This window comes from Anaerostipes hominis (ex Lee et al. 2021), from assembly GCF_002270485.1.
Classification (GTDB): domain Bacteria; phylum Bacillota; class Clostridia; order Lachnospirales; family Lachnospiraceae; genus Anaerostipes; species Anaerostipes hominis.
The window spans coordinates 86,387-112,349 of sequence record NZ_NQOG01000003.1 but is presented as its reverse complement, the minus strand read 5'-3'; the positions used below and the strand labels follow the sequence as shown (position 1 = coordinate 112,349).

General features: G+C 42.5%; 26 protein-coding genes and 2 pseudogenes. All 28 read left to right on the top strand.

The annotated features are described in order from the left end of the window. Position 1: 1 nt before the first annotated feature. On the top strand, positions 2 to 499 hold the full coding sequence (ybeY, locus tag CI597_RS04790) for an rRNA maturation RNase YbeY (protein ID WP_024727759.1): 498 nt from the start codon (positions 2 to 4) through the stop codon (positions 497 to 499). An 8-nt stretch (positions 500 to 507) separates the two neighbouring features. Further along, positions 508 to 2,160 (top strand): putative polysaccharide biosynthesis protein, encoded by a 1,653-nt coding sequence (locus CI597_RS04785; RefSeq protein ID WP_024727758.1) that lies wholly within the window; start codon positions 508 to 510, stop codon positions 2,158 to 2,160. Positions 2,161 to 2,247: 87 nt separating this feature from the next. Then, complete coding sequence (locus tag CI597_RS04780; protein ID WP_024727757.1) at positions 2,248 to 2,667, top strand: hypothetical protein; 420 nt, start codon at positions 2,248 to 2,250, stop codon at positions 2,665 to 2,667. Positions 2,668 to 2,857: 190 nt separating this feature from the next. Then, positions 2,858 to 3,544: pseudogene (locus CI597_RS19345) on the top strand (Fic family protein); the annotation flags it as partial. 205 nt (positions 3,545 to 3,749) lie between these two features. After that, complete coding sequence (locus tag CI597_RS04765; RefSeq protein WP_024727755.1) at positions 3,750 to 4,799, top strand: ATP-binding protein; 1,050 nt, start codon at positions 3,750 to 3,752, stop codon at positions 4,797 to 4,799. Further along, positions 4,792 to 7,059 (top strand): S8 family peptidase, encoded by a 2,268-nt coding sequence (locus tag CI597_RS04760; RefSeq protein ID WP_024727754.1) that lies wholly within the window; start codon positions 4,792 to 4,794, stop codon positions 7,057 to 7,059. Before CI597_RS04765 ends, CI597_RS04760 begins: the two co-directional genes overlap by 8 nt. A 134-nt stretch (positions 7,060 to 7,193) precedes the next feature. Next, entirely contained in the window at positions 7,194 to 7,925 is a 732-nt protein-coding gene (locus CI597_RS04755; protein ID WP_024727753.1) for a DUF6414 family protein, read from the top strand. Beyond that, positions 7,926 to 9,005 carry an AAA family ATPase gene (locus CI597_RS04750; protein ID WP_024727752.1) on the top strand — a complete coding sequence of 360 codons (1,080 nt, stop codon included), beginning with the start codon at positions 7,926 to 7,928 and terminating at the stop codon, positions 9,003 to 9,005. It begins immediately after the preceding gene. A 136-nt stretch (positions 9,006 to 9,141) separates the two neighbouring features. After that, the gene (locus CI597_RS17915; RefSeq protein WP_155854018.1) at positions 9,142 to 9,309 is read left to right on the top strand and encodes a hypothetical protein; all 168 of its coding nucleotides are present in this window, start codon (positions 9,142 to 9,144) and stop codon (positions 9,307 to 9,309) included. Between the two features lie 12 nt (positions 9,310 to 9,321). After that, positions 9,322 to 9,546: pseudogene (locus tag CI597_RS19340) on the top strand (cell filamentation protein Fic); the annotation flags it as partial. 237 nt (positions 9,547 to 9,783) lie between these two features. After that, positions 9,784 to 10,020 (top strand): hypothetical protein, encoded by a 237-nt coding sequence (locus CI597_RS04740; protein ID WP_235824547.1) that lies wholly within the window; start codon positions 9,784 to 9,786, stop codon positions 10,018 to 10,020. Positions 10,021 to 10,083: 63 nt separating this feature from the next. Next, positions 10,084 to 10,458, top strand: coding sequence for a hypothetical protein (locus CI597_RS04735; protein WP_024727750.1), 375 nt, complete (start codon positions 10,084 to 10,086; stop codon positions 10,456 to 10,458). A 56-nt stretch (positions 10,459 to 10,514) separates the two neighbouring features. Continuing rightward, positions 10,515 to 11,690 carry a phosphopentomutase gene (locus tag CI597_RS04730; protein WP_024727749.1) on the top strand — a complete coding sequence of 392 codons (1,176 nt, stop codon included), beginning with the start codon at positions 10,515 to 10,517 and terminating at the stop codon, positions 11,688 to 11,690. Next, complete coding sequence (locus CI597_RS04725; protein WP_024727748.1) at positions 11,680 to 12,903, top strand: NAD(P)/FAD-dependent oxidoreductase; 1,224 nt, start codon at positions 11,680 to 11,682, stop codon at positions 12,901 to 12,903. Before CI597_RS04730 ends, CI597_RS04725 begins: the two co-directional genes overlap by 11 nt. After that, positions 12,900 to 14,495, top strand: a complete 1,596-nt coding sequence (locus CI597_RS04720) for an NAD(P)/FAD-dependent oxidoreductase (RefSeq protein ID WP_095142886.1) — start codon at positions 12,900 to 12,902, stop codon at positions 14,493 to 14,495. Before CI597_RS04725 ends, CI597_RS04720 begins: the two co-directional genes overlap by 4 nt. Before the next feature lie 72 nt (positions 14,496 to 14,567). Continuing rightward, positions 14,568 to 16,727 carry an anaerobic ribonucleoside-triphosphate reductase gene (nrdD, locus tag CI597_RS04715; RefSeq protein WP_034549443.1) on the top strand — a complete coding sequence of 720 codons (2,160 nt, stop codon included), beginning with the start codon at positions 14,568 to 14,570 and terminating at the stop codon, positions 16,725 to 16,727. Continuing rightward, positions 16,728 to 17,225, top strand: a complete 498-nt coding sequence (gene nrdG / locus CI597_RS04710; protein WP_024727747.1) for an anaerobic ribonucleoside-triphosphate reductase activating protein — start codon at positions 16,728 to 16,730, stop codon at positions 17,223 to 17,225. A 174-nt stretch (positions 17,226 to 17,399) separates the two neighbouring features. Beyond that, entirely contained in the window at positions 17,400 to 18,254 is an 855-nt protein-coding gene (gene proB, locus CI597_RS04705) for a glutamate 5-kinase (protein WP_024727746.1), read from the top strand. Positions 18,255 to 18,275: 21 nt separating this feature from the next. Next, positions 18,276 to 18,485, top strand: a complete 210-nt coding sequence (locus CI597_RS04700) for a DUF896 domain-containing protein (RefSeq protein ID WP_024727745.1) — start codon at positions 18,276 to 18,278, stop codon at positions 18,483 to 18,485. 24 nt (positions 18,486 to 18,509) lie between these two features. After that, a complete protein-coding gene (locus tag CI597_RS04695) occupies positions 18,510 to 19,751 on the top strand; it encodes a glutamate-5-semialdehyde dehydrogenase (protein WP_024727744.1) in 1,242 nt (413 codons plus the stop codon). Positions 19,752 to 20,008: 257 nt separating this feature from the next. Beyond that, positions 20,009 to 21,325: an electron transport complex subunit RsxC gene (gene rsxC / locus CI597_RS04690; RefSeq protein WP_024727743.1), complete on the top strand. Its 1,317-nt coding sequence runs from the start codon at positions 20,009 to 20,011 to the stop codon at positions 21,323 to 21,325. Positions 21,326 to 21,338: 13 nt separating this feature from the next. Further along, the gene (locus CI597_RS04685; protein WP_024727742.1) at positions 21,339 to 22,289 is read left to right on the top strand and encodes an RnfABCDGE type electron transport complex subunit D; all 951 of its coding nucleotides are present in this window, start codon (positions 21,339 to 21,341) and stop codon (positions 22,287 to 22,289) included. Then, positions 22,282 to 22,893 (top strand): RnfABCDGE type electron transport complex subunit G, encoded by a 612-nt coding sequence (locus CI597_RS04680; protein WP_024727741.1) that lies wholly within the window; start codon positions 22,282 to 22,284, stop codon positions 22,891 to 22,893. Before CI597_RS04685 ends, CI597_RS04680 begins: the two co-directional genes overlap by 8 nt. Before the next feature lies 1 nt (position 22,894). Continuing rightward, on the top strand, positions 22,895 to 23,596 hold the full coding sequence (gene rsxE / locus CI597_RS04675; RefSeq protein WP_024727740.1) for an electron transport complex subunit RsxE: 702 nt from the start codon (positions 22,895 to 22,897) through the stop codon (positions 23,594 to 23,596). Between the two features lie 12 nt (positions 23,597 to 23,608). Continuing rightward, complete coding sequence (gene rsxA, locus CI597_RS04670; RefSeq protein ID WP_006567153.1) at positions 23,609 to 24,184, top strand: electron transport complex subunit RsxA; 576 nt, start codon at positions 23,609 to 23,611, stop codon at positions 24,182 to 24,184. 13 nt (positions 24,185 to 24,197) lie between these two features. Continuing rightward, complete coding sequence (locus tag CI597_RS04665) at positions 24,198 to 24,992, top strand: RnfABCDGE type electron transport complex subunit B (RefSeq protein ID WP_024727739.1); 795 nt, start codon at positions 24,198 to 24,200, stop codon at positions 24,990 to 24,992. A gap of 117 nt (positions 24,993 to 25,109) precedes the next feature. Then, complete coding sequence (locus CI597_RS04660; RefSeq protein ID WP_024727738.1) at positions 25,110 to 25,355, top strand: YlmC/YmxH family sporulation protein; 246 nt, start codon at positions 25,110 to 25,112, stop codon at positions 25,353 to 25,355. A gap of 106 nt (positions 25,356 to 25,461) precedes the next feature. Then, a complete protein-coding gene (gene nrdR / locus CI597_RS04655; protein WP_024727737.1) occupies positions 25,462 to 25,911 on the top strand; it encodes a transcriptional regulator NrdR in 450 nt (149 codons plus the stop codon). The last annotated feature ends 52 nt before the right edge of the window (positions 25,912 to 25,963 follow it).

Below are 25,963 nucleotides of genomic sequence, written 5' to 3'. Positions count from 1 at the left end.
TATGAGTGTTTTTTTAGAGAATGAGTATGAAGGAACAGCAGGCATAGACTGTGAAATGATTGCCGGACAAGTTATTGAGGCTGCTGTGGATTATGTAACATGCCCTTTTGAGTGCGAAGTGAATCTCATGCTCGTGGGAAATAATGAGATCCATCGGATCAATCTGGAACAAAGGGGCATTGACCGTCCCACGGACGTTCTTTCCTTTCCGATGGTCGAGTACGAAAAGCCTGGATGTTTCGACGGACTGGAAGAAGATCCGGCAGCGTTTCACCCGGATTCAGGGGAGCTGATGCTGGGTGATATTGTGATTTCCATGGACAAGGCAAAGGAACAGGCCGAGGCTTACGGACACAGCCTGGAGAGAGAATATGCCTTTTTGATCGCCCACAGTATGCTTCATCTGTTTGGATATGACCACATGGAAGATGAAGAACGTGCGGTGATGGAAGAGAAACAGGAAGAGATCTTGCAGCTGGTCCACTACACGAGAGATTAGAGGTAACTATGGGGAAAAAACAAAAGAGCAGTTTTTTAGTACAAGGAACCATATTGATTGCGGCTCAGATGCTTTGCCGAATTATTGGATTACTGTATAGAAGACCATTATTTTCTGTTATTGGCGAGCAGGGAATGGGATACTATGGATTTGCATATACGATCTATAGTATGGTTTTACTGATAGCATCGTTTAGCATTCCACTGGCAGTATCCAAAGCGATTGCATCAAGGCTTGCAATGAAACAGTATAAAAATGCACAGAGAGTGTTTCATGGAGCTTTAATATACGCGACAGTAGTTGGCGGTGCAGGGTTCATCTTCACATATGTTGGGGCCCCTTTTCTTGTTCCGAATGAGGGGTCTGTCTTTGCACTAAGGACTATGTCGCCAACAATATTCTTTTCCGGAATTTTAGGTGTACTGCGGGGATATTTCCAAGGGCACAATACTATGGTGCCTACCTCCGTATCACAGATCATCGAACAACTGCTTAATGCTGTGGTCAGCGTTGTCATGGCATATGTATTAGTTGCGCCTTATGTAGGACATGCTACAAAAGCAGCAGCCTTTAAATTGGCTGAACACGGAGCAGCAGGAAGTGCCATAGGTACTGGAGCAGGTGTTTTGATCGGACTTTTATTCTGCTTTATTGTTTATTTAAGTTATCGACCAAAAGTAAAGTTACAGATAAAGCACGATAAAACAAAAAAGACCGAATCCTACAAACGAATTGTAAAGATTCTGATCTTTACGATCACCCCGGTAATTTTCAGTACATTTATATATAACTGCAGTGTCAGTATAGATTCTACTTTATTTGGACATCTGCTGACGAATAAAGGATTGCCGGAGACAACAGTATCTGCTTTTTACGGCCTGTTTTCAAGTCAGTATAATGTATTGATCAATGTTCCCATCGCGATCGCATCTTCTTTATCCAATGCCATTGTACCTGATATTGCAGGGTCTTATGCGGTCAATGAACAGGATGCGATCAAAAGAAATATTGATACAGCCGTCCGGTTTATATTATTGATTGCTATTCCATGCGCAGTTGGAATTGCAGTTTTAGCAAAACCTGTGATTGGACTGTTGTTCGGACCCAAATATGCAGTTGAGGGATTGAGTCCGAGGATGCTGCAAGTCGGTGCTGTTTCTATTGTATTTTACTGTCTGTCTACTATGACAAACGGTATCCTGCAGGGTCTTGGGAAGATGAGAGTTCCAGTAAAACATTCAGCAATTTCAGTTGTAGCCAATGTTGCAGTTTTGGTACTTTTAATTCAGACCACAAATGCCAATGTTTATGCAATCGTTTTGGCAACGGTGGCTTTTTCAGTCGTCATGAGCATGCTGAACGCCCGGGCGCTCACTAAATTTACAGGGTATAGACAGGATGTAAAAAAATCTGTATTAAAACCTGTTTTCAGTGCTGGGATCATGGGAATTGTAATATTTATCATTTCCTGGGTTTTTGAACAGTTTATATCTGGATCTAGCATAGGTTATGCGGCTTGCTTGGCTGTTGCGGTGCCTGTTGGTATGATTAGTTACTTTATATTTGTAATTAAATTTCAAACTTTTTCAGAAGAAGAGTTGAAACAAATGCCGAAGGGACATGCTATTTTAAGATTAGCTCAGAAACTAAAATTATTGTAATTGTATTGATTTATAGGCCTTCTTTCGTTATCTTTATTTTAATTAAGATACATGAAATGAGGGCTTCTTTAAATGTAGGAGAAAATCTTGAAAAAAGTTTTAATTACTTGCTTACTGTTAGCAGTATTTCTTACTGCCTGTAACAATAAGAAAACGATACAGTCTACTGAAAAGAAACAGACACAATCGACAGAACAGGTTGCAGAAAGCAAAATTTCATGGAATCAGAGTCCGGCGGATATTAAAAAGATGAAAGCAAAATTGAAAAAATATTTGAAGGAAAACAAGATCAAATTTGAATCTATAAACTATGAAAAAAACAGCTACGATAAATATGGAATATTTCCGGAAGACCAGATTAATGATAAAGAGAAAAAATATCTTCCTAATGATGTGTGCTATTTTCTTGTTTTTATTCCCGAAGATTCGGAAACGGCTAATCCTGCCACAGCTGTATTTGTAAGAACAAATAAAACATGGAAATTAAGCAGTTATTATAAAAACTAATCATAGCCCGACAATAGGATTCGTCTGTCAATGGAATCTCCAAAAATAAATTGGATGGATGTTTTTGACTGATATCGGCAATAAACGCTATGGAATCGAAAAAACATAATGGAATATTGCCGATAATGTGGTATACTGGTACAAGAATTGGATTTATGAATAGATAATTATATGATGTGGGGGATTTAAAATGGATTATTATTCTGTATCACAGATGGCAGACAAATGGGGAATTTCTGAGCGCAGCGTGCGGAATTATTGTGCTAATGGCCGGGTACAAGGGGCCTTTCTTACAGGAAAAACATGGAATATACCAGAAAATGCAGTGAAGCCAGAACGTAAAAATAAAAAAGGCAATTAGCCAAAAACACTTTTAGAAATATTACAGTATGAAAAGAAGACGGAAAAATCCGGGGGTATTTATCATAAGACTCAGATTGATCTGACATATAACTCCAATCATATTGAAGGCAGCAGACTGACCCATGATCAGACGAGGTATATTTTTGAAACAAATACGGTTGGTATTGAGAATGAGAGCCTAAATGTAGATAATATCATCGAAACCGTAAACCATTTCCGCTGAATTGATTTTATTATCGAACAGTCAAAAGCAGCCTTGACAGAAAAGTTTATCAAAGAGCTCCATTTTTTGTTAAAATCGGGGACCAGTGATTCCAGAAAAGACTGGTTTTTAGTTGGTGATTATAAAACTCTGCCAAATGAAGTGGTCGGGATGGAAACTGTTCTTCAAGAAAATGTTCATAATGAAATGCAAAAACTGTTGATGTGGTATAACAGTACTATAAATATAACATTAGAAACAATGATTGAATTTCATGTGAGATTTGAGCGTATTCATCCATTTCAAGATGGGAAGGTAACAAGGAGACACCAGCAGAAAGCGGTGTAACAGCGGCAAACTGCTTTGTATATAAATTTATAGGATAAAAACTAAAGGAGCATTTACAGGATCGTGTGTAAATGCTCCTTTAGTTTTTGTGATATTTGTCCCAATATTGACAAAAATGTCCCAACATGATAAGCTAAAGCATAGAAAAATGAGGAGGAGAGTGCGTATCATGAAGAAAAAAAATGTGATAAGTTTAATAAAGTATTATGTAGAAAAGAATGATGCGGGCTTTCGAAATGAAGCTTATGAAATTGCTAAAGGATTTGATGCTTCTGGAGATTATCAGCTTTCGGAGTATATTATGTCCTTATTGTCCAATGTGAATACGTTTGTACCACAGATGTCGGAGAATACTTCTCCCTTTTTTGAAAAAATTGAGGGAAAGGAAGAGGTTCTGTTACTTCCAGATGTAATTACCAGTGATTTATTGGGCGTAGTAAATGCAATTGAACGTCATGTTGGAATTAATAAGTTTTTATTTCAGGGAGCGCCAGGAACAGGGAAGACAGAGGCAGTTAAGCAAGTTGCACGAATATTGAATAGAGAAATTTTTATGGTGGACTTTTCAGCAGTGATTGATAGTAAGCTTGGACAGACACAAAAGAATTTATCTATGTTATTCAAGGAAATAAATAGTTTTGTTCAACCAAATAAGGTAATTGTCATGTTTGATGAAATCGATGCCTTGGCTTTAGATCGAACGAATCAGAATGATTTACGGGAAATGGGACGCGCCACCTCTGCTATGTTGAAGGGATTCGATAGAATGAATGAAAATGTTGTTTTAGTTGCAACGACGAATCTTTATAAATATTTTGACAAAGCGTTAATTAGAAGATTTGATTCAGTTATTGATTTTGATAGATATACCCAAGAAGATCTTCTTACGATTGCAGAGAAGATGTTAGATCAATATCTTGATAAATTAAAACTGGCAAATAGGGATATCCGCTTGTTCCGTAAAATAATGAAACTAATGCCACAGATACCATATCCGGGAGAATTGAAAAATTTGATTAAAACGTCTATCGCATTTAGCAATCCACGTGATGGTATGGATTATTTTAGAAGGCTTTACTATGCAGTTTGCAATGAAAAACCGGAAGATTTGAAAAAACTTCAGAGTCAGAAATTTACAGTTAGAGAAATAGAAATACTGGTTGGAAAATCAAAAAGTAGTGTTGCAAGAGAACTGAAAGAAGGTGTAATGAATGAATAACATTTTACAATTAAAAGGAAGGTTTGAACAAAGGCCTAATGGCTCCAAACCTGGCTCGCCGAGACTTCCAAAGGGAAGAAGTGTGTCTTCGTTACATCTTATTGAATTATCTGAGCAATTGAAAAGAATTTTGCAATACTGGGGAACCAATACAGATATCAATGGTGCTTTGGTTAGCGTACACTATACGCATATTGTTGCAAAGAGTAATAGACTGAAAATTTTGTTGTCTGAGAATAGTAAATCGCCTACGAAATCTATCAGAGGAGTTAAGTTTATATGGGAACCAGACGAGGATGGTAAAGAGATACAAAAGCATGTGTTTACTCATTATGTTTCGCTTAAAACGATTGAAAAAGCAATCGTAGTTTTGAATGAAACAATATCTGTTATTGAAAAATACTTTAATGGAGATATTACTAGCGAGGAGACAGAAAAGATAGCAGAGACGCCGGCGGATAGATTTCGTGAATTTTCTAAATCCAAATTTTTAAATGCTGTGGTGGATGGATTTTACGTTGAAAGGTTTGATATTGATCGCGCAACAGAAGAGATAACAGAGGAGTCCATTATCACAATTTATCAGACGGGCATTGAAACAAAGAAATTGTTGTCAAAGTTTGGGATTCATATTGTTGATGAACGTATTATTGATGGCACTACGTTAAGACTTAATCCAGATGAAGCGAAACTGTTATATAATAACGCTTCGTATCTGATTGCGATGAGTGTCACTGATTTTTCCCGGCTTACGAGAGATGAGGTGTTAGATGATAAGGAGGAGCCTAGTAATGAAGAAAGCCTAATACCTCATCCGACCAATGAACCTGTAATAGGAGTTATTGACACACAATTTAATGAAAAGGTGTATTTTCATGAGTGGGTGGAATATAAAAATTTACTTGATCCGAATATTCCTTTGACCTCAGAAGATTATGAGCATGGAACAGAAGTAAGTTATATTATTGTAGATGGTCCGCAAGGTAATCCGTCACTTGATGATGGGTGTGGCAGATTCCGAGTACGACATTTTGGTGTTGCAACACATAAGGGTTTTAGTTCGTTTACTGTATTGAAAATGATACGAAACATTGTCGCCTCAAATAGAGATATTAAAGTATGGAATTTATCATTGGGTTCCAGACTTGAAATCAAGCCTAATTTTATTTCTCCAGAGGCAGCAGAACTTGACCGCATACAAAGTGAATATGATGTTATTTTTGTTGTTGCGGGGACAAATATTCCATATGGTGAAACAAAAAAAGATATGAGAATTGGACCGCCAGCAGATTCACTTAATTCTCTGGTTGTCAATGCCGTAGACTTTAGAGGAAAATCAGCATCTTATACTAGAGTTGGTCCTGTATTATCCTTTTTCCATAAGCCTGATATTAGCTATTATGGTGGAGGTGGTTCCAGCTATATGGATAAAATGGTTGTATGTCGTGATGATATGGGGGCGGCATATGTAAGCGGAACTTCATTTGCAGCACCGTGGATTTCAAGAAAACTGGCATATTTAATTCATATTATGGGATTGAGTAGAGAAGTTGCAAAAGCATTATTGATTGATGCTGCTGCGGGATGGAATAGGAAAGATGATATTTCCCATAGCATTGGTTATGGTGTTGTTCCAAAACATATTAGTGATATTATAAAATCTTCAGATGATGAGATACGTTTTATTTTGACTGGTGCATCAGAGGAATATGAGACATATACATATAATCTGCCAGTACCAGTTGTAGATAATGCACATCCATTTTATGCAAGAGCAACGTTAGTATATTTTCCACAGTGTGATCGTAATCAGGGGGTTGATTATACAAGCACTGAAATGGATATACACTTTGGAAGGGTTGTTGTTGAAAACAGAAAAGCTAAAATAAAACCAATAGATAATAACCAGCAATCGGAAGATAAGCTGATTACCCTTTATGAAGAAGATGCAAGAAGAATGTATCGAAAATGGGATAATATTAAACATATCAGTGAAGAAATTAAAGAAAGAAGAATACCAAGGAAAGCATATGAATCTGGTCTTTGGGGACTTAAGATAAATACCAAAGAACGTTTGCGGAGAAAAAAAGGACCTCTTCAATTTGGTGTAGTTGTAACATTAAAAGAAATGAATGGAGTAAATCGTATTGATGACTTTATCAAGATGTGTATGACACGTGGCTGGCTGGTTAATCAGTTGGATATGGAGAATCAGTTGGATGTATATGCAAAGGCAGAGGAAGAAATAGTATTCGAGTAATAATGTCGAAAAATGCATATGGAAGTAGAAGACATCGTTTATTTGATGAGAGAAGGTATTTTAAAAGTGTTTTCGCCTTGAGAGTGTGATATATTTGGAATATTTTAGGATTGAAATTTTTAATGAGGTAGTATATGAGAAAAATGGTATATTTTGATGAAAATTCTGCCACAGACTATTTGACTATTCTCAATGGTGGCACGTTATTGATTTCTGATTCAGAAGAAGAAAAGGTCGGAAACAATACTGAAATTAGAGCTGGTGCAAGGCTAAAAGTTCTATTTAATTCTTTGTTTGTTAGCGGAAGTGCAAACTTAGACTCTAATATAGGAGCCTACACATCAGGAGAAAATTTTATAAAAACAACGATTTCAAATACGACACTCTCAGATTTTATAGAGGTTGTAAGGGAGTCGGACAGTGACATTAAATGTATGAATGGATATAGCATATATATTATGCCTAACTCTATTGCATATTTTCAGACAATTACTCCTTATTTAGCAATGACAGAGGGGAAGATTTGTGTTGATGGAGATTTTGCAATCAATATGAATAAAATGTATGATACATTGCGTTTGGGAAAGGGATATTATGAACTGTTAGCAATAAAGGAAACGGAAAAGGCAATATTCCGCTTTAACAATGAAGCATTTAAGAACAACTATGGGATTTCTGATTTATTACAGATGAATTTGAACTTTTATGGTGTTGAAGTGGGAAAGGGAAAAGAAGATCAGTTTGATTTTTCAAAGATGTTTTCTGATGAAGGAAAAATTATAACTGATTTTGAGCAGGTTGTGGCAGAGAACAATGAGGACAAATCGTTGCCTATTTATGATATTATATTGGCAGGAGTTGAATAGATGGCAAAATTTGTATTATATTATGGACCTCGTAATGAGTTTTCGAAAATTATTCCAGAAAGATATTACCCTTTGGAAACTTTGGTTAAGGTCTGCGATTCGGAAAATGTATTTAGAAAAGTAGATTTTGATTATGTAGTAGGATATTCGATGTCATATTCGAGCATCACGGAGGGAGGTATTCAGAATTTCTGTACTATTTTGGATCGAGTGGATGATACTTTGGAGATTGTATATTTGCAGAATCCACCAGAATGTATTAAGGATGAAATTATTCGATCCCATAGCAAAGAGAATGTAAAGATAAAGCAATACAAATATAGGTCGATAGGAAAGAAACAGTTAGAGAGCATTAATATTCATTTTGATGAGGAGATAATAGGGCAACCTAAAGTGAAAAAACAATTATTGGCTTCGTTGTACGAGTTATATCGTAAGAAGAATAAGAATGCACCAATCATTTTTATGTTCTATGGGCCTTCGGGTGTTGGGAAGACAGAGACAGCTAAATATTTGAGTATGCTTCTTGGTGGAGAATTGTTTAGGCAACAATTATCTATGTATCAGACGCAAGGTTTTTTTGATTATTTATATGGTGCTGATCATAACAGAGGAAGTTTTGCAAAGGACTTATTAGAACGAAAAAGTAATGTGGTTTTATTGGATGAGTTTGATAAAGCAAATCCAGGTATATGGAGTGCGTTTTATCAGATGTTTGATGAAGGTCATTACATGGATAAAAATTATGATGTTGATTTGAGGAATGTAATTTTTATATGTACATCTAACGAGCCTTCACCAGAAACAATACGCAAAAAAATAGGAGATCCACTGTATTATAGAGTGAATAGGTACATTGAGTTTCAACTTTTGGACCTTATTGCAAAAAAGAAAATGGTGTCTAAGATTGTTCATGAAGAGTATTCGCGGCTGACAAGAGAAGAAAAGGCAAAAATGAATGAGAAAGACTTAGAAGATAAATATCTTGTTGGAGTGGATGTTTTTCAGAATTTTAGACATGCTCGAAACTTGATAAAAAATGATATCAATCAGGCGTTAGTGGAAGATTTTTTGAGATAAATCACCGGATATTACAAGAGTATTTTATCGTGCAGGATATATCGAAAGCTGGGGATGTGGCATTCTGAAAATTTAGGATGCCTGCAAAAATTTTGGAGTGGACGCTCCGGAGTATATTGTTCATGGAGAAGATATTATGGTGAAATTTACTGTTCTTCAAAATCCTAAAGTATCAGATTCCAAAGCCCCTAATGTCACAAAAGATGTCTCAATAGAAGTAAAAATATTAGCGCTACTTATAGAAAAGGGAAAAATAGAACGTAAGGGTGGCGAAAGATACGGCTATTGGGGAATTTATAAATAGCTTTTAATCCCTATCGTTCCATTTCCAGATGAAAATGGACGAGTGGGCAGGCTGATTCTTTTTAAAGAATGTTTAAAACATAATATTGTACCGTTTATTATCAGTGATGACCTAAAGATGTTTTATTACCGCGGTCTGAAGGAATGGAATCATGAAAAAGGCTTTTTGAACGATACTTGTCTAACGGCACAGGATCGGTATAAATCATATTTAGATTACTTTAGAATAGGATACTAAAAGATTAAAATTTCCAGATACCGGAAATAAATTCGTATTTTCTTTACAATTTTGATAATTAATTATAATCTGTTTACTTTTCTGCTATAATATAAGAAAAAGCGGAGGATAGGGCATGAATCAAATATTAGAACAGACGGCAGCAAGGAGAGGCGGATTGGAACGCTGTATCTCCACAAGAAAAGAAGTCACGGGAGGATTATAAAGAAGGATCATCAGTCCTGTATGGAGGCACTTTTGAGATATGCCAAGGAACAGAGACTGCTCGTGAGTTTTTATATGGATGAAGACAGAAGATATTCCATCCTCGGATCCGTCCTGGATTTCAGCAAGAATTTTGTCAAAGTCCAAAAGATTAATACCGATGGTTTTGAAGACGGTTTTGTGTATCTGGATATTCAGAAAGTAATTTCCTGCCGATGTGATACGGCAAAAGAACAGGATATTTTGCTGCTGAATCATGTAAATTGCTAAATTTGATTTTTTTTGAATAGAACGGCTGATTTTGGGAACGCTTATGGAAAAGGAGTGTTTCGTATGAACAAAATCAACCGTTTTTTATTAATATATATGGTCGTGATCACAACCCTCTGCGGGTATATGTGTTATGTGGCGTTTTATCAGAAGGATACCAGCCAGGACAAGCTGGTCCATCAGGTGCAGTCCACAATCATCAAAGAACAGACGACAAAAGAGCAGGCAGAGACTTCTAAAAAGAAAAAGACAACCTACGGGCTCGCCCTGCGCGACGGCAGTCTGGTGATCTTGAACAATCAGACAAAAGAAATTTTTGAATATACAGATTTAACAAAAAATGATCTGCCGGATGAAGTCCACCAGATGCTGAAAGAGAAAAAGAAATTTCATTCCGTGGAAGAAGTGTATCATTTCCTTGAGTCTTACAGCAGTTAGCACTATAATCTAAAGAGAAGATAAAATTCTGAACAAGATAGATTGAGGTGACCGGAATGAAGAGAGTTTTTTTGATCGTGCTGGACAGCTTCGGCATCGGGGAAGCGCCGGATGCGAAAGATTTCGGGGATGAGGCAAGCAACACGCTGCTGGCAGTGTCCAAAAGCCTGTACTTTGACCTGCCGAATCTGGAGAAACTGGGGTTATTTGCTGTTGACGGCGCAGAGATTGACGGTGACAGGCAGATAACTGCGCCGATTGGCAGCTACGGACGCATGACAGAACAGTCGAAGGGAAAAGATACTACCATCGGACATTGGGAGATCGCGGGGATCATATCTGAAAAACCGCTGCCGGTGTATCCGGAAGGATTTCCGGAAGAAGTCACTGCGCTTTTTGAACAGGAAACAGGTAGAAAGATCCTTTGCAATCGGCCGTATTCCGGTACGGAGGTTATAAGGGATTACGGAGATGAGCACGTGAAGACCGGAGCGCTCATTGTCTATACATCGGCGGACAGTGTATTCCAGATTGCGGCTCATGAAGATGTGGTGCCGCCGGAAGAATTATACAGGTACTGTAAGACTGCAAGAAAGATACTGACTGGAAAACACGGCGTGGGCAGGGTCATTGCGCGTCCGTTTACAGGGGAGAGCGGCCATTATACCAGGACATCCAACCGGCATGATTTCTCTATAGAACCGCCAAAAGTGACTATGTTGGATCAGCTGAAAGAAAAGGGATTTGATGTGATCGGTATTGGAAAGATCCATGATATTTTTGCCGGAAAAGGGCTGACTGAGTTTTCGTTTACGAAAAACAATGAGGATGGCATTGAGCAGACGAAAGAATGGATGAAGAAGAGGTTTGAAGGATTATGCTTCGTGAATCTCGTAGACTTTGACATGCTGTACGGGCACCGAAACGATGTGGACGGATATGCCAAAGCTCTCAGCTATTTTGATAAACAGCTGCCAAAGCTTCTGGGGCTGATGAAGGAGGGGGATGTACTGATGATCACGGCAGACCACGGATGTGATCCGTCGACTCCTTCCACGGATCATTCCAGGGAATATACGCCGTTTCTCATGTATCAATATGGGCAGACAAAAGGTGTCAATTTAAAAACAAGAAAAACATTTGCAGATATCGGGAGCACTGTGTTAGACTATTTTGGTGTAGAGTCAAAATTAGACGGAACCAGTGTTTTGGAGGATATAGATGAAATATGATGTAATCATCGTAGGAGGCGGGGCATCCGGCATGACGGCGGCTATCACAGCGGCGCGCAGAGGATGCTCCGTCCTTGTGCTGGAACGGATGGACAAGCCGGGGAAAAAGATCCTTGCCACAGGCAACGGACGGTGTAACCTGACAAACAGTTACTTGGACCAGGACTGTTACCGGGGAGAAAAACCGGGATTCCCATATTCTATGCTGGAGGTGTTCGGGGCGGCAGAGACCCTGGATTTTTTTCAGTCCATGGGGATGCTGACCACCAACTTGGGAGGATATTATTATCCTGCGTCCATGCAGGCTTCCACAGTCGTTGATACACTGACAGGAGAAATGAGACAGCTCGGCGTACATATGAAGACAGGGACGGAAGTCAAAAGGATTCAGAAGAAAAAGGATACATTTCATGTAACGTGCGGCACAGATAAGTATCAGGGCAGGAATATCATCCTGGCAGCCGGGGGAACGGCCCAGGAAAAACTGGGGAGCAACGGCAGCGGATATGCTCTGGCAAAAGCTATGGGACATACTGTTACGGATATTTTTCCGGCTCTGGCGGCTCTGGAATCAGGGGAAAAGTTCTTTAAACATCTGGCCGGCGTCCGCAGTGTCTGCGCTCTTTCGGTTTATGTGAACGGCCAAAAGACCGCAGAACAAAAAGGAGAGGTCCAGTTTGCCAAATACGGAATATCCGGAATTCCGGTATTTCAAATCAGTCGGTATGCCATCGATGCTCTGAGGAAGAAGAAAAAGGTGGAGGTGATCTTAAACCTCATGCCGGAGCAGATTACATTGAAGGAATTAATGGACTATTTCAGAAAAGTCGGATATTACAAGACAGCGGAAGAATTTCTCCAGGGCTTCCTGAATAAAAAACTGGCATTTACGGTACTGAGCCGTATAAAGATCCGGCCGGAGAGGAGTGCAGCAGACCTTACACAGAAAGAACTGAGGCAGATCCGCTCCATGATACAGAAGTTTCCGGTCCCGGTTTCGGGGTATAAAGGGTTCGATATGGCACAGGTGACGGCAGGCGGCGTCTCTGTCAGGGAAGTCATCGAGGGTACACTGGAATCCAAGATCCATCGGGGGCTGTACTTTGCCGGGGAATTGCTGGATGTAGACGGCACCTGTGGCGGATATAATCTTCAGTGGGCTTTTACATCAGGATATATTTCGGGAAATCAGATAGAGGCGGGGAATCAATGATCAGAATCAGTCAGATAAAACTTCCGGCGGAACATACGAAGGTCCAGCTGGAACAGAAAATAAAGAAAGCGGTACATCACGCACCGTTAAAAAGCTATCAGATCTTTAAGCGGTCTTTGGATGCCAGAAAAAAAGACCAGATCAGCTATGTATATACAATCGATGCAGAAATAGAGAGAGAATCCGTGTTTCTCAAAAGAAACAAAAATCCCAGGATAACGAAGGCCGAAAGAAAAGAATACCGGTTACCCAGGTGCAGAAAGGAAATACCGGTCCGCCCTGTGGTGATCGGCATGGGTCCGGCCGGCCTTTTTGCCGCCCTGGTTCTGGCAAAAGCCGGGTTAAAACCGATTCTTCTGGAGCGAGGGAAACCCGTGGAAGAGAGAATGAAGGACGTAGAGGCTTTCTGGGAAAGCGGAAATCTCAACCCTGAGTCAAACGTACAGTTCGGAGAAGGAGGGGCCGGAACCTTTTCTGATGGAAAACTCAATACGGCAGTGAAGGACAAATACGGGCGGAACCGGTTTGTGCTGGAGACCTTTGTTAAATACGGGGCACCGGAAGAAATCTTATATGACGGAAAGCCGCATATCGGGACAGACCTGCTCTGTAAGGTTGTGGCAAATATGAGAAATGCCATACAGGAAGCAGGAGGAACGATTCGGTTTGAAAACAAGGTAACAGATTTAGTAATAAAAGAAGGCAGAATGACTGCGCTTGTGATCAATGAAACAGAGACACTTCCCTGCGATACCGCAGTACTGGCGGTAGGACACAGTGCCAGAGATACCTTTGAAATGCTGTACGAAAATAAGCTGTATATGATGCCGAAATCTTTTGCTATCGGGGTAAGGGTGGAGCATCTGAGGCAGAAGATTGACGAATCCCAGTATGGAAAAGGGGCGGGGGACAAAAAACTGCCCACGGCTTCCTATAAACTTACTTACAGGGCTTCAGGCGGCAGGAGTGTCTATTCTTTCTGTATGTGCCCCGGAGGATTTGTAGTGAATGCGTCTTCAGAAAAAGGAAGGCTGACAGTCAACGGCATGAGCAATCACGACCGTATGGCGAGAAATTCAAACAGCGCGATCATTGCCAGTGTAACGCCGGAAGATTTTGGATCGGAACATCCGCTGGCTGGCATCGAATTCCAGAGAAAGTGGGAGGAGAAAGCTTACCGGGCCGGAAACGGAGCGATACCCGTTCAGACGTTTTCAGATTTTAAGGAAGATAAAAAGAGTGATAAATTCGGAAGAGTCCTTCCCAATACAAAAGGGAAAACAGCATTCGCAAATATAAGGGAATGTCTGCCGGATGAGATTTCAGAGGCAATCATCGAGGGAATGGATGCCTTTGAGAAAAAAATCAAAGGATTTTCTGATGGTGATACAGTCCTGAGCGGAATTGAGGCGAGAACCTCATCTCCTCTCCGGATGGAAAGGGATGAGTCATTTCAGGGCAGTATTCCCGGGATCTATCCATGCGGGGAAGGCGCAGGATATGCCGGAGGAATCACGTCTGCGGCTATGGACGGCATCAAAACGGCCGAACAATTAATCGAAAATATGGATAAAAAATACAACATATTGTGATGTTTAACATCTGGACACACAATATATATTGGTTTATAATAGAGGACAGAATAATTGAAAGGGTGAAGATAAATGAAAGTGATTAAGAGAAATGGCAGTAAAGTAGATTTTGATCCGTCTAAAATCGAACTTGCCATCTTAAAAGCTATGAGGTACGGAAGCGGGGTTGTAGATGAAAAATGTGCAAAGGATATTTCCTTTGAGATCCATGAGGAACATCAGGGAGACGAGGATATCAGCATTTACCGGATCGAAGACCAGGTATTTGAAAAGCTCATTCAAAAAGACCAGATTTTGACGGCGAAGGCCTATGAAGGATACCGTAAGGTCAGAGAGTTCCAGAGAGAGACGAATACCATTGACAATGAGGTATTCGGCATCGTGACCGGAGAAAACCAGGAAGCTTTGGATGAAAACTCTAATAAAGATCCGAATATCCTGGCAACACAGAGGGATCTGATCGCAGGGGAATTTTCCAGGGATTACTGCAGGAGGATGATGCTTCCGCCTAAAATTGTCCAGGCACATGATGACGGCATCATTCATTTTCACGATATGGACTACTATATCCAGCAGATGCATAACTGTGACTTGGTGGATTTAAAGGATATGTTTAAAAACGGAACGGTGATAAACGGTAAACTGATTGAAACTCCGAAGTCCCTCCAGACTGCTTGTACGGTTGCGACCCAGATTGTACAGCAGGTGGCAAACGGTCAGTATGGAGGCCAGACGATTTCGCTTTCCCATTTGGCACCCTTTGTAAGAGTGAGCTTAGATAAACATAAAGAAAAGGTGAAAAAGGAAGGGGAGATGATCGGAAAAGAGTATACGGAACGGGAAGTAGAACTGATCGCAGAAGACCGTCTTCACGATGAGATCGTTTCCGGCATCCAGACGATACAGTATCAGATCAATACCTTTTCAACTACCAATGGACAGGCTCCGTTTTTGTCTGTCTTCATGTACATCAGTGAAGAACCGGAATATGAAAAAGAGACGGCGATGCTGATCGAAGAAATGTTAAGGCAGCGGTATGAGGGAATGAAAAATCCGGTGGGAGCCTATGTGACACCGGCATTTCCAAAACTTTTGTATGTCTTGGATAAAAACAACGTACCGAAAGACAGCAGGTACCGCTATCTGACGGATCTGGCGGTCAAATGTGTGGCAAAACGCATGATGCCCGACTTTATTTCGGCAAAGATCATGAAGAAGAATTACAAAGGGGAAGTGTTCCCGTGTATGGGATGCCGAAGCTTTCTGGCCCCATGGAAAGATGAAGAAGGCAATTATAAATGGTACGGCAGATTTAATCAGGGAGTCGTGACTATTAACCTGGCCGATGTGGGATTGTCTGCGGAGCAGGATATGGAGAAATTCTGGAATATCCTCGACGAACGCCTGAGCCTGTGCCGGGAAGCGCTGATGCTGCGGCATGAGAGCCTGAAAGGTACCTTGTCAGATGTGAGTCCGATCCACTGGCAGTTCGGAGCCATCGCAAGGCTGAAGCCGGGCGAAACGATCGATAAGCTTTTGGAAGGCGGCTACTCTACACTTTCCCTTGGATACATCGGTTTGTACGAGTGTGTTCTTTCCCTCCTCGGAAAAAGTCATACGACGGAGGAAGGCGATGAACTGGCTGTCAGGATCATGGAGCGTCTCCGGGGAGCATGTGACCGGTGGAAGGCAGAGTCCGGACTTGGATTCAGCGTGTACGGAACTCCGGCAGAGTCTACGACTTATACGTTTGCAAGAAGCTTAAAGAAACGGTTTGGTGTTGTGGAAGGAATCACGGATAAAGATTATATTACAAATTCTTACCATGTAAACGTGACTGAACCGATCGATGCCTTTGAAAAACTTGGATTTGAAGCAAAGTTCCAGAGCATTTCTTCAGGCGGGGCGATCAGTTACGTGGAGGTAACGAACCTGAATCAGAATCTCGAAGCGCTGTCTGCTCTGATTGACTATATGTACGATACCATTCAGTATGCCGAGATCAATACAAAGTCAGACTACTGTCAGGAATGCGGATTTGACGGGGAAATCCTTCTTGATGAGAACTATGAGTGGTACTGTCCGAACTGCGGCAACAGAAGCCACAAGACTTTAAACGTATGCCGCAGGACCTGCGGATATCTGGGAGATAATTTCTGGAACAAGGGACGTACCCAGGAGATCGGAGAACGGTTTGTCCATCTGGATAACCAGGTGCAAGAGGTGAACTAAATGCGGTACGCACAGATCAGGAAGATCGATATTTCCAATGGAGTCGGCATCAGGACCTCTCTGTTTGTACAGGGGTGCACGAGGAAGTGTAAGGGTTGTTTTAACCCGGAAACATGGGATTTTGAGGGCGGCCTTAAATGGAATAAAGAAACGGAAGAAGAATTTTTAACACTGACAGCAGGAGAGCATATAGCCGGGGCAACGATTCTTGGAGGAGAGCCTATGGAGCCTGCAAACCGGCGTCCGGTCAGGGAATTGCTGATGAAACTCAAAGAGCGTTGTCCGGAAAAAAATATCTGGATGTATTCTTCTTATCTGTTTGAAGAAATCATGGAGTTTGATCCGGAGGTGCTTCAATATCTGGATGTTTTAGTGGACGGCCCTTTTGTGGAAGAAAAAAAGGATTTAAATTTAAGATTCCGGGGAAGCAGTAATCAAAGAGTCATTGACGTGAAAGCATCACTGGAAAGTGAAGATGTAATCCTTCTTGATGTTTAGTTAAAAACCCAGAAGAATTCTGATATAGTCAGATTCTTCTGGGTTTTTAACTAAATCAATTTTTCGTGTCGATTTTTCGGTGATAATACGTTGATTTTTTTTTAGAAAGAGGCTACAATAATCATAAACTGCGCTGACCGAGGCTCAGCGGGAATAGGACAGGACTTCAGCATTATGGAAAACAGAGAAAAACTAAAGGATAAGAAGCGGATCGTAGTTAAGGTAGGGACTTCTTCCCTGATACATCCGAAGACAGGACAGCTAAATTTATTCCGGCTTGAAAAGCTGGTCCGTGTCCTGACAGATATTCACAACAGCGGAAAAGATGTGATATTAGTATCGTCCGGAGCGATCGGGGTCGGCTATAAAGCACTGGGACTAAAGGAACGCCCGGGATCTCTTCCGATGAAGCAGGCCTGCTCTGCCGTGGGACAGGGACAGTTGATGATGATCTATCAAAAGCTATTTGCTGAATACAATCAGGGCTCTGCCCAGATCCTCATCACAAAAGAGACGATGTTGAACGATATGCGCAGGTTCAATGCAAGAAATACATTTAACCAGCTGCTGAGTCTGGGCATCATTCCTATCGTAAATGAAAATGACACCGTCTCCACAGAAGAAATTGAGTTCGGAGACAATGACACTTTATCTGCCGTGGTCACTGCGGTAGTAGAAGGAGATCTTTTGATTCTTCTCACGGATATAGACGGATTATATACGGACGACCCGCATAAAAATAAAAGAGCAAGACTTATATCAGAAGTACCCGTGATTACCGAAGAGATCGAAAACATGGCAAAAGGAGCTGTGACCAAGGTGGGAACCGGGGGCATGGCCACAAAGATCGCAGCTGCAAATATTGTGACAGACTGCGGGGCCGATATGGTCATAGCAAACAGCAGAGATTTAAATGACCTGAACAGAATTATCGGGGGCAGGGAGATCGGAACGCTTTTCTTAGCCCATAAAAGAGAACATTTTAATTTTCGGAAATATCTTACGGAATGTCCGTATTTAAACTCATAATTTTGACTGGAAAGGAATAGTATGAACGAAGACAAGATCAGAAGAATCAATGAATTATATCATCTGGAAAAGTCCATCGGGCTTTCAGAGAAGGAAAAGAAGGAGCAGAAAAAGCTGAGAGAAGAATATATCCAGTCTGTCCGGGCAAATCTGCGCGGACAGCTGAATCATATCAGCATAAAGAATGAGGACGGAAGTGTGACTCCGCTGAAGCCAAAGGGAAAGCACTGAGATAAAGATAGAAGGGAGGTTGTTATGTTAGAACAATTAGGAAGACAGGCAAAAGAAGCGTCGGTCGTTCTGGCGCAGGCGCCTATGAATGACAAAAACGAGCTGCTCAGGGAAGCGGCAGACCAGCTTGTGACAAACCAGAATTACATTCTTTCGGAGAATGTAAAAGACGTGAAAGCAGCCATGGAGCGCGGGATGTCGGAGGCACTGGTGGACCGTCTGACTCTGACGGTTGACAGGATCGAAGGCATGGCAGAAGGACTCAGACAGGTGGCGGACTTGGAAGATCCCATCGGGGCAGTCACCGAGATGAAGCCCAATAAAAGCGGACTGCTGATCGGAAAGAAGGTCGTGCCTTTGGGCGTTGTGGGGATTATCTATGAATCCCGTCCCAATGTCACTGCGGATGCGTTTGCTCTTTGCTTTAAGACAGGAAACGCCTGCCTGCTCCGCGGCGGAAGCGACGCCATACATTCTAATCTTGCGATTACTAAAGTTCTCCAGGAATCATTAGCCAAGAAAAAGATGCCGGTATTCGGCATTCAGCTCCTGGAAGATACCAGCCGGAAAACTGCCACAAAGATGATGCAGATGAATGAATATATTGATGTCCTCATTCCAAGAGGCGGAGCCGGATTGATCCGGAGTGTCGTGAAAAACAGCACGGTTCCCGTGATCGAGACAGGAACCGGAAACTGCCATACTTATATCGATGAGTATGCAGATCCCCAAATGGCTGTCGATATCGTGGTCAATGCAAAAACTCAGAGGCTTGGAACCTGCAATACATGCGAGTCTCTGGTCATACATAAAGATGTTGTACAGACCCATCTTCCGGCTGTCGTAGAGGCATTGCTGAAAAAGGGAGTGCAGGTCAGAGGAGACGAGAGAGTCATGGCAGTCAGTGACCAGGTTATCCGGGCGACGGAAGAAGACTGGGGAACCGAATATCTGGATGCCGTTATCTCGGTAAAGGTCGTGGACAGTTTTGATGAGGCGGTAAAACATATCAACCGCTACAATACCAAACATTCCGAGGCGATTGTCACAGATTCTTATTCCCATGCCCAGGAGTTTCTGGAGAAGATCGATGCGGCTGCAGTCTATGTAAATGCTTCCACGAGATTTACCGATGGATTCGAGTTCGGCTTTGGAGCCGAGATCGGAATCAGCACCCAAAAGATCCATGCAAGGGGACCGATGGGACTCGATGCGCTGACGACTACCAAATTTATTATTTATGGCAATGGACAGATCAGGCATTAGATAAAACTTCAAAGAGGGAGTTCTCAGGATCGGGGACTCCTTTTAGATTGATAATTAATTCACATATAGAAAGCACTATTGTTTCTTTTTCTGTGCAAAAAGATGAAAAAAGTAAAAGAATGAAAAGATTTTAGTGATATGTGTGTTATTTTGTGGGATTTCATTTGTGAAAAAAATGTCGAAAGTTGATTTTGCATGCTAAACAATTTATCATTAAAGATATGGAAATTAAAGAAAAGAGAAAGGAAGGCTTAAAAATGGCATTGTTTACATTTAGCGGCGGAGTTCATCCGGATGACGGGAAAGAATACGCAAAAAATTCTCCGATCACCGAATATCTGCCTAAAGGAGATGTTGTTTTACCTGTCGGCCAGCATATCGGGGCACCTGCGAAACCGATCGTACAAAAAGGTGATCAGGTACTGGCGGGACAGAAGATTGCAGAGGCAGGCGGTTTTGTGTCTGCCAATATTTACAGCTCTGTTTCGGGTACGGTGAAAGCAATCGAGCCGAGAGTGACTCCCGCCGGGGCAAAAGTAAATGCAATTGTAATAGAAAACGACGGAGAATTTAAAGAAGCGGAGTTTAAAGCAAAGCCGTATCAGGATATGACCAGAGACGAGGTTCTCGCTGCGATCAAAGACGCAGGGATCGTCGGGCTCGGAGGGGCAGGTTTCCCGACTCATGTGAAGCTGGCTCCGAAAGATCCGGATGCCATCGAGTACATCATTGTCAATGGTGCGGAGTGTGAGCCTTACATAACCGGAGATTACAGGATCATGATGGAGACTCCGGAAGTCCTCGTGGAAGGTCTTAACATTGTTCTTGACTTGTTCCCGAAGGCAAAAGGGATCATCGCAGTGGAAGACAATAAAAAAGATGCCATTGCCAAAGTCAGCGATTGTGTCAAAGGAGATGCAAGAATTTCGGTTGCAGAGTTAAAGACAAAATATCCGCAGGGAGCGGAGCGTTCCCTGATCTATGCGACTACGGGAAGAGCCATCAATTCCAGTATGCTTCCGGCAGATGCAGGATGTATTGTGGACAACGTGGCAACGATTGTTGCTGTCAAGGAAGCGGTAAAAGAGGGAAGACCTTTGTTCCGCCGTGTGGTAACGGTGACCGGAGATGCGGTTGAGAGCCCTAAAAACCTTTTAGTCCGCACGGGAACCAACGTCAACGAACTGATCGAAGCGGCCGGTGGATTTAAGGGACAGCCTGAAAAGGTGATCTCCGGAGGTCCGATGATGGGAATGGCCATGTTTACTACCGACGTTCCGGCTGTCAAAACATTTTCTTCTCTGCTTGCATTTACAAAGGACCCTGTGTCTGCCGTAGAGCCGAGCAACTGTATCAACTGCGGGCGCTGTGTCAGCGTCTGTCCTCAGAAGTTAATGCCGGCGAGACTGTCCGTACTGGCAGATAACAATAACTTTGAAGCATTTGAGGCACTCCACGGAGATGAGTGTGTGGAATGCGGATGCTGTTCTTTTATCTGTCCGGCGAAGAGAAACCTGGCACAGTCAATGAAGACAGGACGCAAACAGGTCTTGGCAAATCGTAGAAAGAAGTAAAGGAGAGGTACATATGAACGAAACATTATATCGTGTTTCAGCAAACCCGCACGTAAGGGACAAAAGCTCAACACAAAGCATTATGCTGGACGTAATCCTTGCATTACTCCCGGCCACAGTTTTTGGTATCTATATCTTCGGTGCATCTGCGGCTGTGACCATTGCGGTCTCCATTGTCACCTGTGTGGCTGCTGAGTATATATATCAGAAGCTAATGAAACAAAAAGTATCCGTCAGCGATCTGAGCGCGGCTGTGACCGGACTCCTGCTTGCGCTGAACCTGCCGGCAGGTGTTCCTTTCTGGATGCCGGTGCTCGGCGGCCTTTTTGCTATTATTGTCGTAAAACAAGTTTTCGGCGGCCTGGGGCAGAATTTTATGAACCCGGCATTGGGAGCCCGCTGTTTTCTGATGATCTCTTTTGCGGCAAGAATGACGACATTTACCTATGACGGTGTCACCACCGCGACTCCTCTTGCCCTGCTGAAAGCAGGAAAGAGTGTAGACCTCGGAAATGTCTTTACAGGATTTATCCCGGGAACGATCGGAGAGACATCCGCCGTCCTTCTCCTCCTGGGAGGAGCCTACCTGGTATTAAAGAAAGTGATCTCACCGCTGATCCCATGCATCTATGTGGCGACGGTGGCTGTCTTCGTACTGCTTTTTGGAGGACATGGCTTCGATCTCACTTACATGGCGTCTGAGATTTTTTCCGGCGGTTTGATGCTCGGTGCGATCTTCATGGCAACGGACTATGTAACTTCACCGATCACTTCCAGAGGAAAGATCATCTTCGGCGTCCTCTGCGGACTGCTGACCGGTATTTTCCGACTGTTCGGACCGATGGCAGAGGGAGTTTCTTACTCTATTATCATTGCGAACCTGGTTGTTCCTCTGATTGAAAAGATTACGGTTCCTACTCCGTTTGGAATTGTGAAGGCAAAAGGAGGCAAAGACAATGAATAAAAGTTTAGTAAACGACTGTATTAAATTATTTATCATCACTCTGGCTGCCGGACTGATCCTTGGATTCGTTTACAACGTGACCAAAGATCCGATTGCAAAGCAGGAAGAAAAGACAAAACAGGAAGCATACAAGGCTGTGTTCAAAGACGCAGATCGATTTGAGGCAGTGAAGCTTAATAAAAAAGAGATAAACAAAGTTTTGAAGGCAAAGAATTTGGGCCAGAATACGGTCAGTGAGATTGCCAAAGCAGTAGATAAGGACGGAAAAGGTCTTGGATATGTATTCTCCGTGACAAACCCTGACGGGTACGGCGGAGATATCACCCTCTCCGTCGGTGTCAAGAATGACGGTACGGTCAACGGATATGAGACTTTGACGATCAGTGAGACCGCAGGTCTTGGTATGAAGGCAAAAGAAGATGAATTTAAGAGTAACTTCAAAGATAAAAAAGCGAAGCAGTTTGAAGTCGTAAAAGACGGTTCCGGCAAGAACGACGACGCAAAGGTCGATGCCATCAGCGGTGCCACGATCACCAGCCGTGCGGTAACAAGCGGGGTCAACAGCTGTGTTGCTTTAATGGATACATTGAAAGGAGGTAATTGAGATGAAAAGTAATCCGATAGAACGTTTAATCAACGGTATTGTCAAAGAAAATCCTACTTTCGTCTTAATGCTCGGTATGTGTCCTACCCTCGCGGTAACCACATCCGCCATCAACGGGGCAGGAATGGGACTTTCCACTACGGCCGTGTTAATGTTTTCCAATCTGATCATTGGACTCATGCGAAATATTATTCCTGACAGGGTCCGTATTCCGGGCTATATTGTTATCATTGCATCTCTGGTAACGGTAGTACAGTTCCTTTTGCAGGGATATGTGCCGTCACTGAATGCAAGCCTTGGAATATACATTCCTCTGATCGTAGTAAACTGTATCATCCTGGGACGCGCAGAATCCTTTGCATCTAAGAACGGGGCAGTTCTCTCTTTCTTCGACGGTGTCGGAATGGGACTGGGATTTACCATTGCACTGACTGTGATCGGAGCTTTCCGTGAACTCCTCGGTGCAGGTACGATCTTTGGCACAAAGATCATGCCGGCTGCTTATGAGCCGATCACGATCTTTATCCTGGCCCCCGGAGCATTCTTTGTCCTGGCCTGCCTTGTTGCAGTTCAGAATAAGGTAAGAAACAAGAAACCGAAAAAAGCAGGAGAGCCTCAGGCTTCCGGCTGCGGCGACTGTGCAAGCTGCGGAAACGGTGCCTGTGGAAGCCGGTTTTTCGATAACAGTGTGGATGACAAATAGGGGGGATGAACAATGTCAAATTTATTATTAGTCGCAATCGGTGCGGCATTAGTTAATAACGTAGTATTGAGCCAGTTCCTAGGCCTTTGTCCTTTCCTTGGTGTATCCAAGAAGGTAGAAACTGCCGGCGGAATGGGCGCTGCGGTTATTTTCGTCATCACAATCGCCTCAGCGGTTACCTATTTCGTTTATGCGGGCATACTCGTACCGTTTCATCTGGAATATCTTCAGACGATCGCATTTATCCTTGTCATTGCGGCATTGGTTCAGTTCGTGGAAATGTTTTTAAAGAAATCTATGCCGGCTCTTTATGAGTCTTTAGGCGTATATCTTCCGCTGATCACTACCAACTGTGCGGTGCTCGGTGTTGCATTGAATAACGTTCAGTATGATTACAACTTTATTACCAGTGTAGTCAACGGATTTGGAGTGGCTGTCGGATTTACCATCGCCATCGTGATCCTGGCTGGTATCCGCGAGAAATTAGAATACAACAACATCCCGGAATCTTTCAAAGGAATGCCGATCACTCTTGTCACGGCAGGGCTGATGGCTATCGCTTTCTTTGGATTCTCAGGAATCATATAGGGAGGTAGCAAAAATGGATATTACAGCAATTATCCTCGCGGCCGTCGTGGTCGGAGGCATTGGTTTGGTCATTGCTATTCTTTTGGGAATCGCTTCTGAGAAGTTTAAGGTTCCGGTCAATGAAAAAGAAGTAGCAGTCCGCGCAGAACTTCCCGGAAATAACTGCGGAGGCTGCGGATATGCCGGATGCGACGGGCTTGCAAAAGCGATCGCGAACGGAGAAGCTGCGGTCAATGCCTGTCCGGTAGGCGGGCCTGCGGCGGCAGAAAAAATCGGTGCCATCATGGGTGTGGAAGCCGGTGACTTCGTAAAACAGGTGGCATTCGTAAAGTGTGCGGGGACCTGTGAGAAAGCATCAAATAAATACGAATATACAGGACAGATGAGCTGTGTGGAAGCCATGAACGTACCCGGAGAGGGGCCCAAAGCATGCTCTTTCGGATGTATGGGATTCGGAAGCTGCGCCCAGGTGTGCCCTGAGAATGCAATCTCCATCGTCAACGGTATTGCGTATGTTGACAAAGAAGCGTGCATCGGCTGCGGAAAATGTACCGATATCTGTCCGAAGGGACTTATTGAACTGGTTCCTTACGACAAGAAGCATTTAGTGCAGTGTAATTCTAAAGACAAGGGAAAAGACGTCATGTCCGTGTGCAAAGCCGGATGTATCGGCTGCGGGCTCTGTGCGAAAGAATGTAAGCTTGGAGCGATTACCGTAGAAAATAACATTGCTCATATAGACTATGAGAAATGTGTCAACTGCGGACTCTGTGCCAAGAAGTGTCCGAAAAAAATCATTACTGTATAATAAAGTGAATTATATAAAGATCATTAGGCTGTATCTGACTGGAGGATACAGCCTTTTTGACACATTTTATTTCCTGGGGCATACACTATTATAACTATTTTTCTGGGGTGGCGTTTCATGAAGTTTTTAGAGTTGAGGGAAAAGGATGTTATCAACTGCCGGACCGGAGATAAACTGGGATGTGTAATCGACCTGGAGTTTGACCTGGCGTCAGGTCAGATTTTATGTCTGATCGTTCCAAAAGCGACAAAGATCCTATGTTTTACAAAAGGAGAGTTTTATTATATTCCATATAAGAAGATCATTCGAATCGGCTGTGACACTGTATTGGTGGATATTAATGAAAAAGAATGTTTGAAGTGATCTGGAAAAAATGATATACTTCCTTTAACGAATGGAAAGTCTTGAGGCAGACGTGTTCTGCCTCTCAAAAGAGTACAAAGAAAAGCATAGCCCGGGAGGTAGAAAAATGAGGTGCCCTTATTGCGGAAGTGAAAATTCCAGAGTCATTGATTCCAGACATTCGGAAGACAATAACTCTATACGGAGAAGACGACAGTGTGACGACTGCAGCAAGCGTTTCACGACCTATGAAAAGATCGAGACAGAACCGCTGTCTGTGATCAAGAAGGACAAGACCAGACAGATGTATGACCGCTCCAAGATCAAGGCGGGTATCGTACAGTCCTGCCACAAGCTGCCTATATCCATGGGACAGATAGATCAGATTGTAGATGAGATCGAGACAAAGATCTATAATCTCGGACAGCGCGAGGTAGAGAGTTCCCTGATCGGAGAAATCGTCATGGACAAGCTGAAGGAACTGAATGAGGTGGCATATGTAAGGTTTGCCGCTATATACAGAGAGTTCAAAGATGTGAACACCTTCATGAGTGAACTGAAAAAATTGCTGAAATAGTTGTAAAAAAATAGAAAACATGATAAGATACAGTATATTGTTAGCTGAAAGG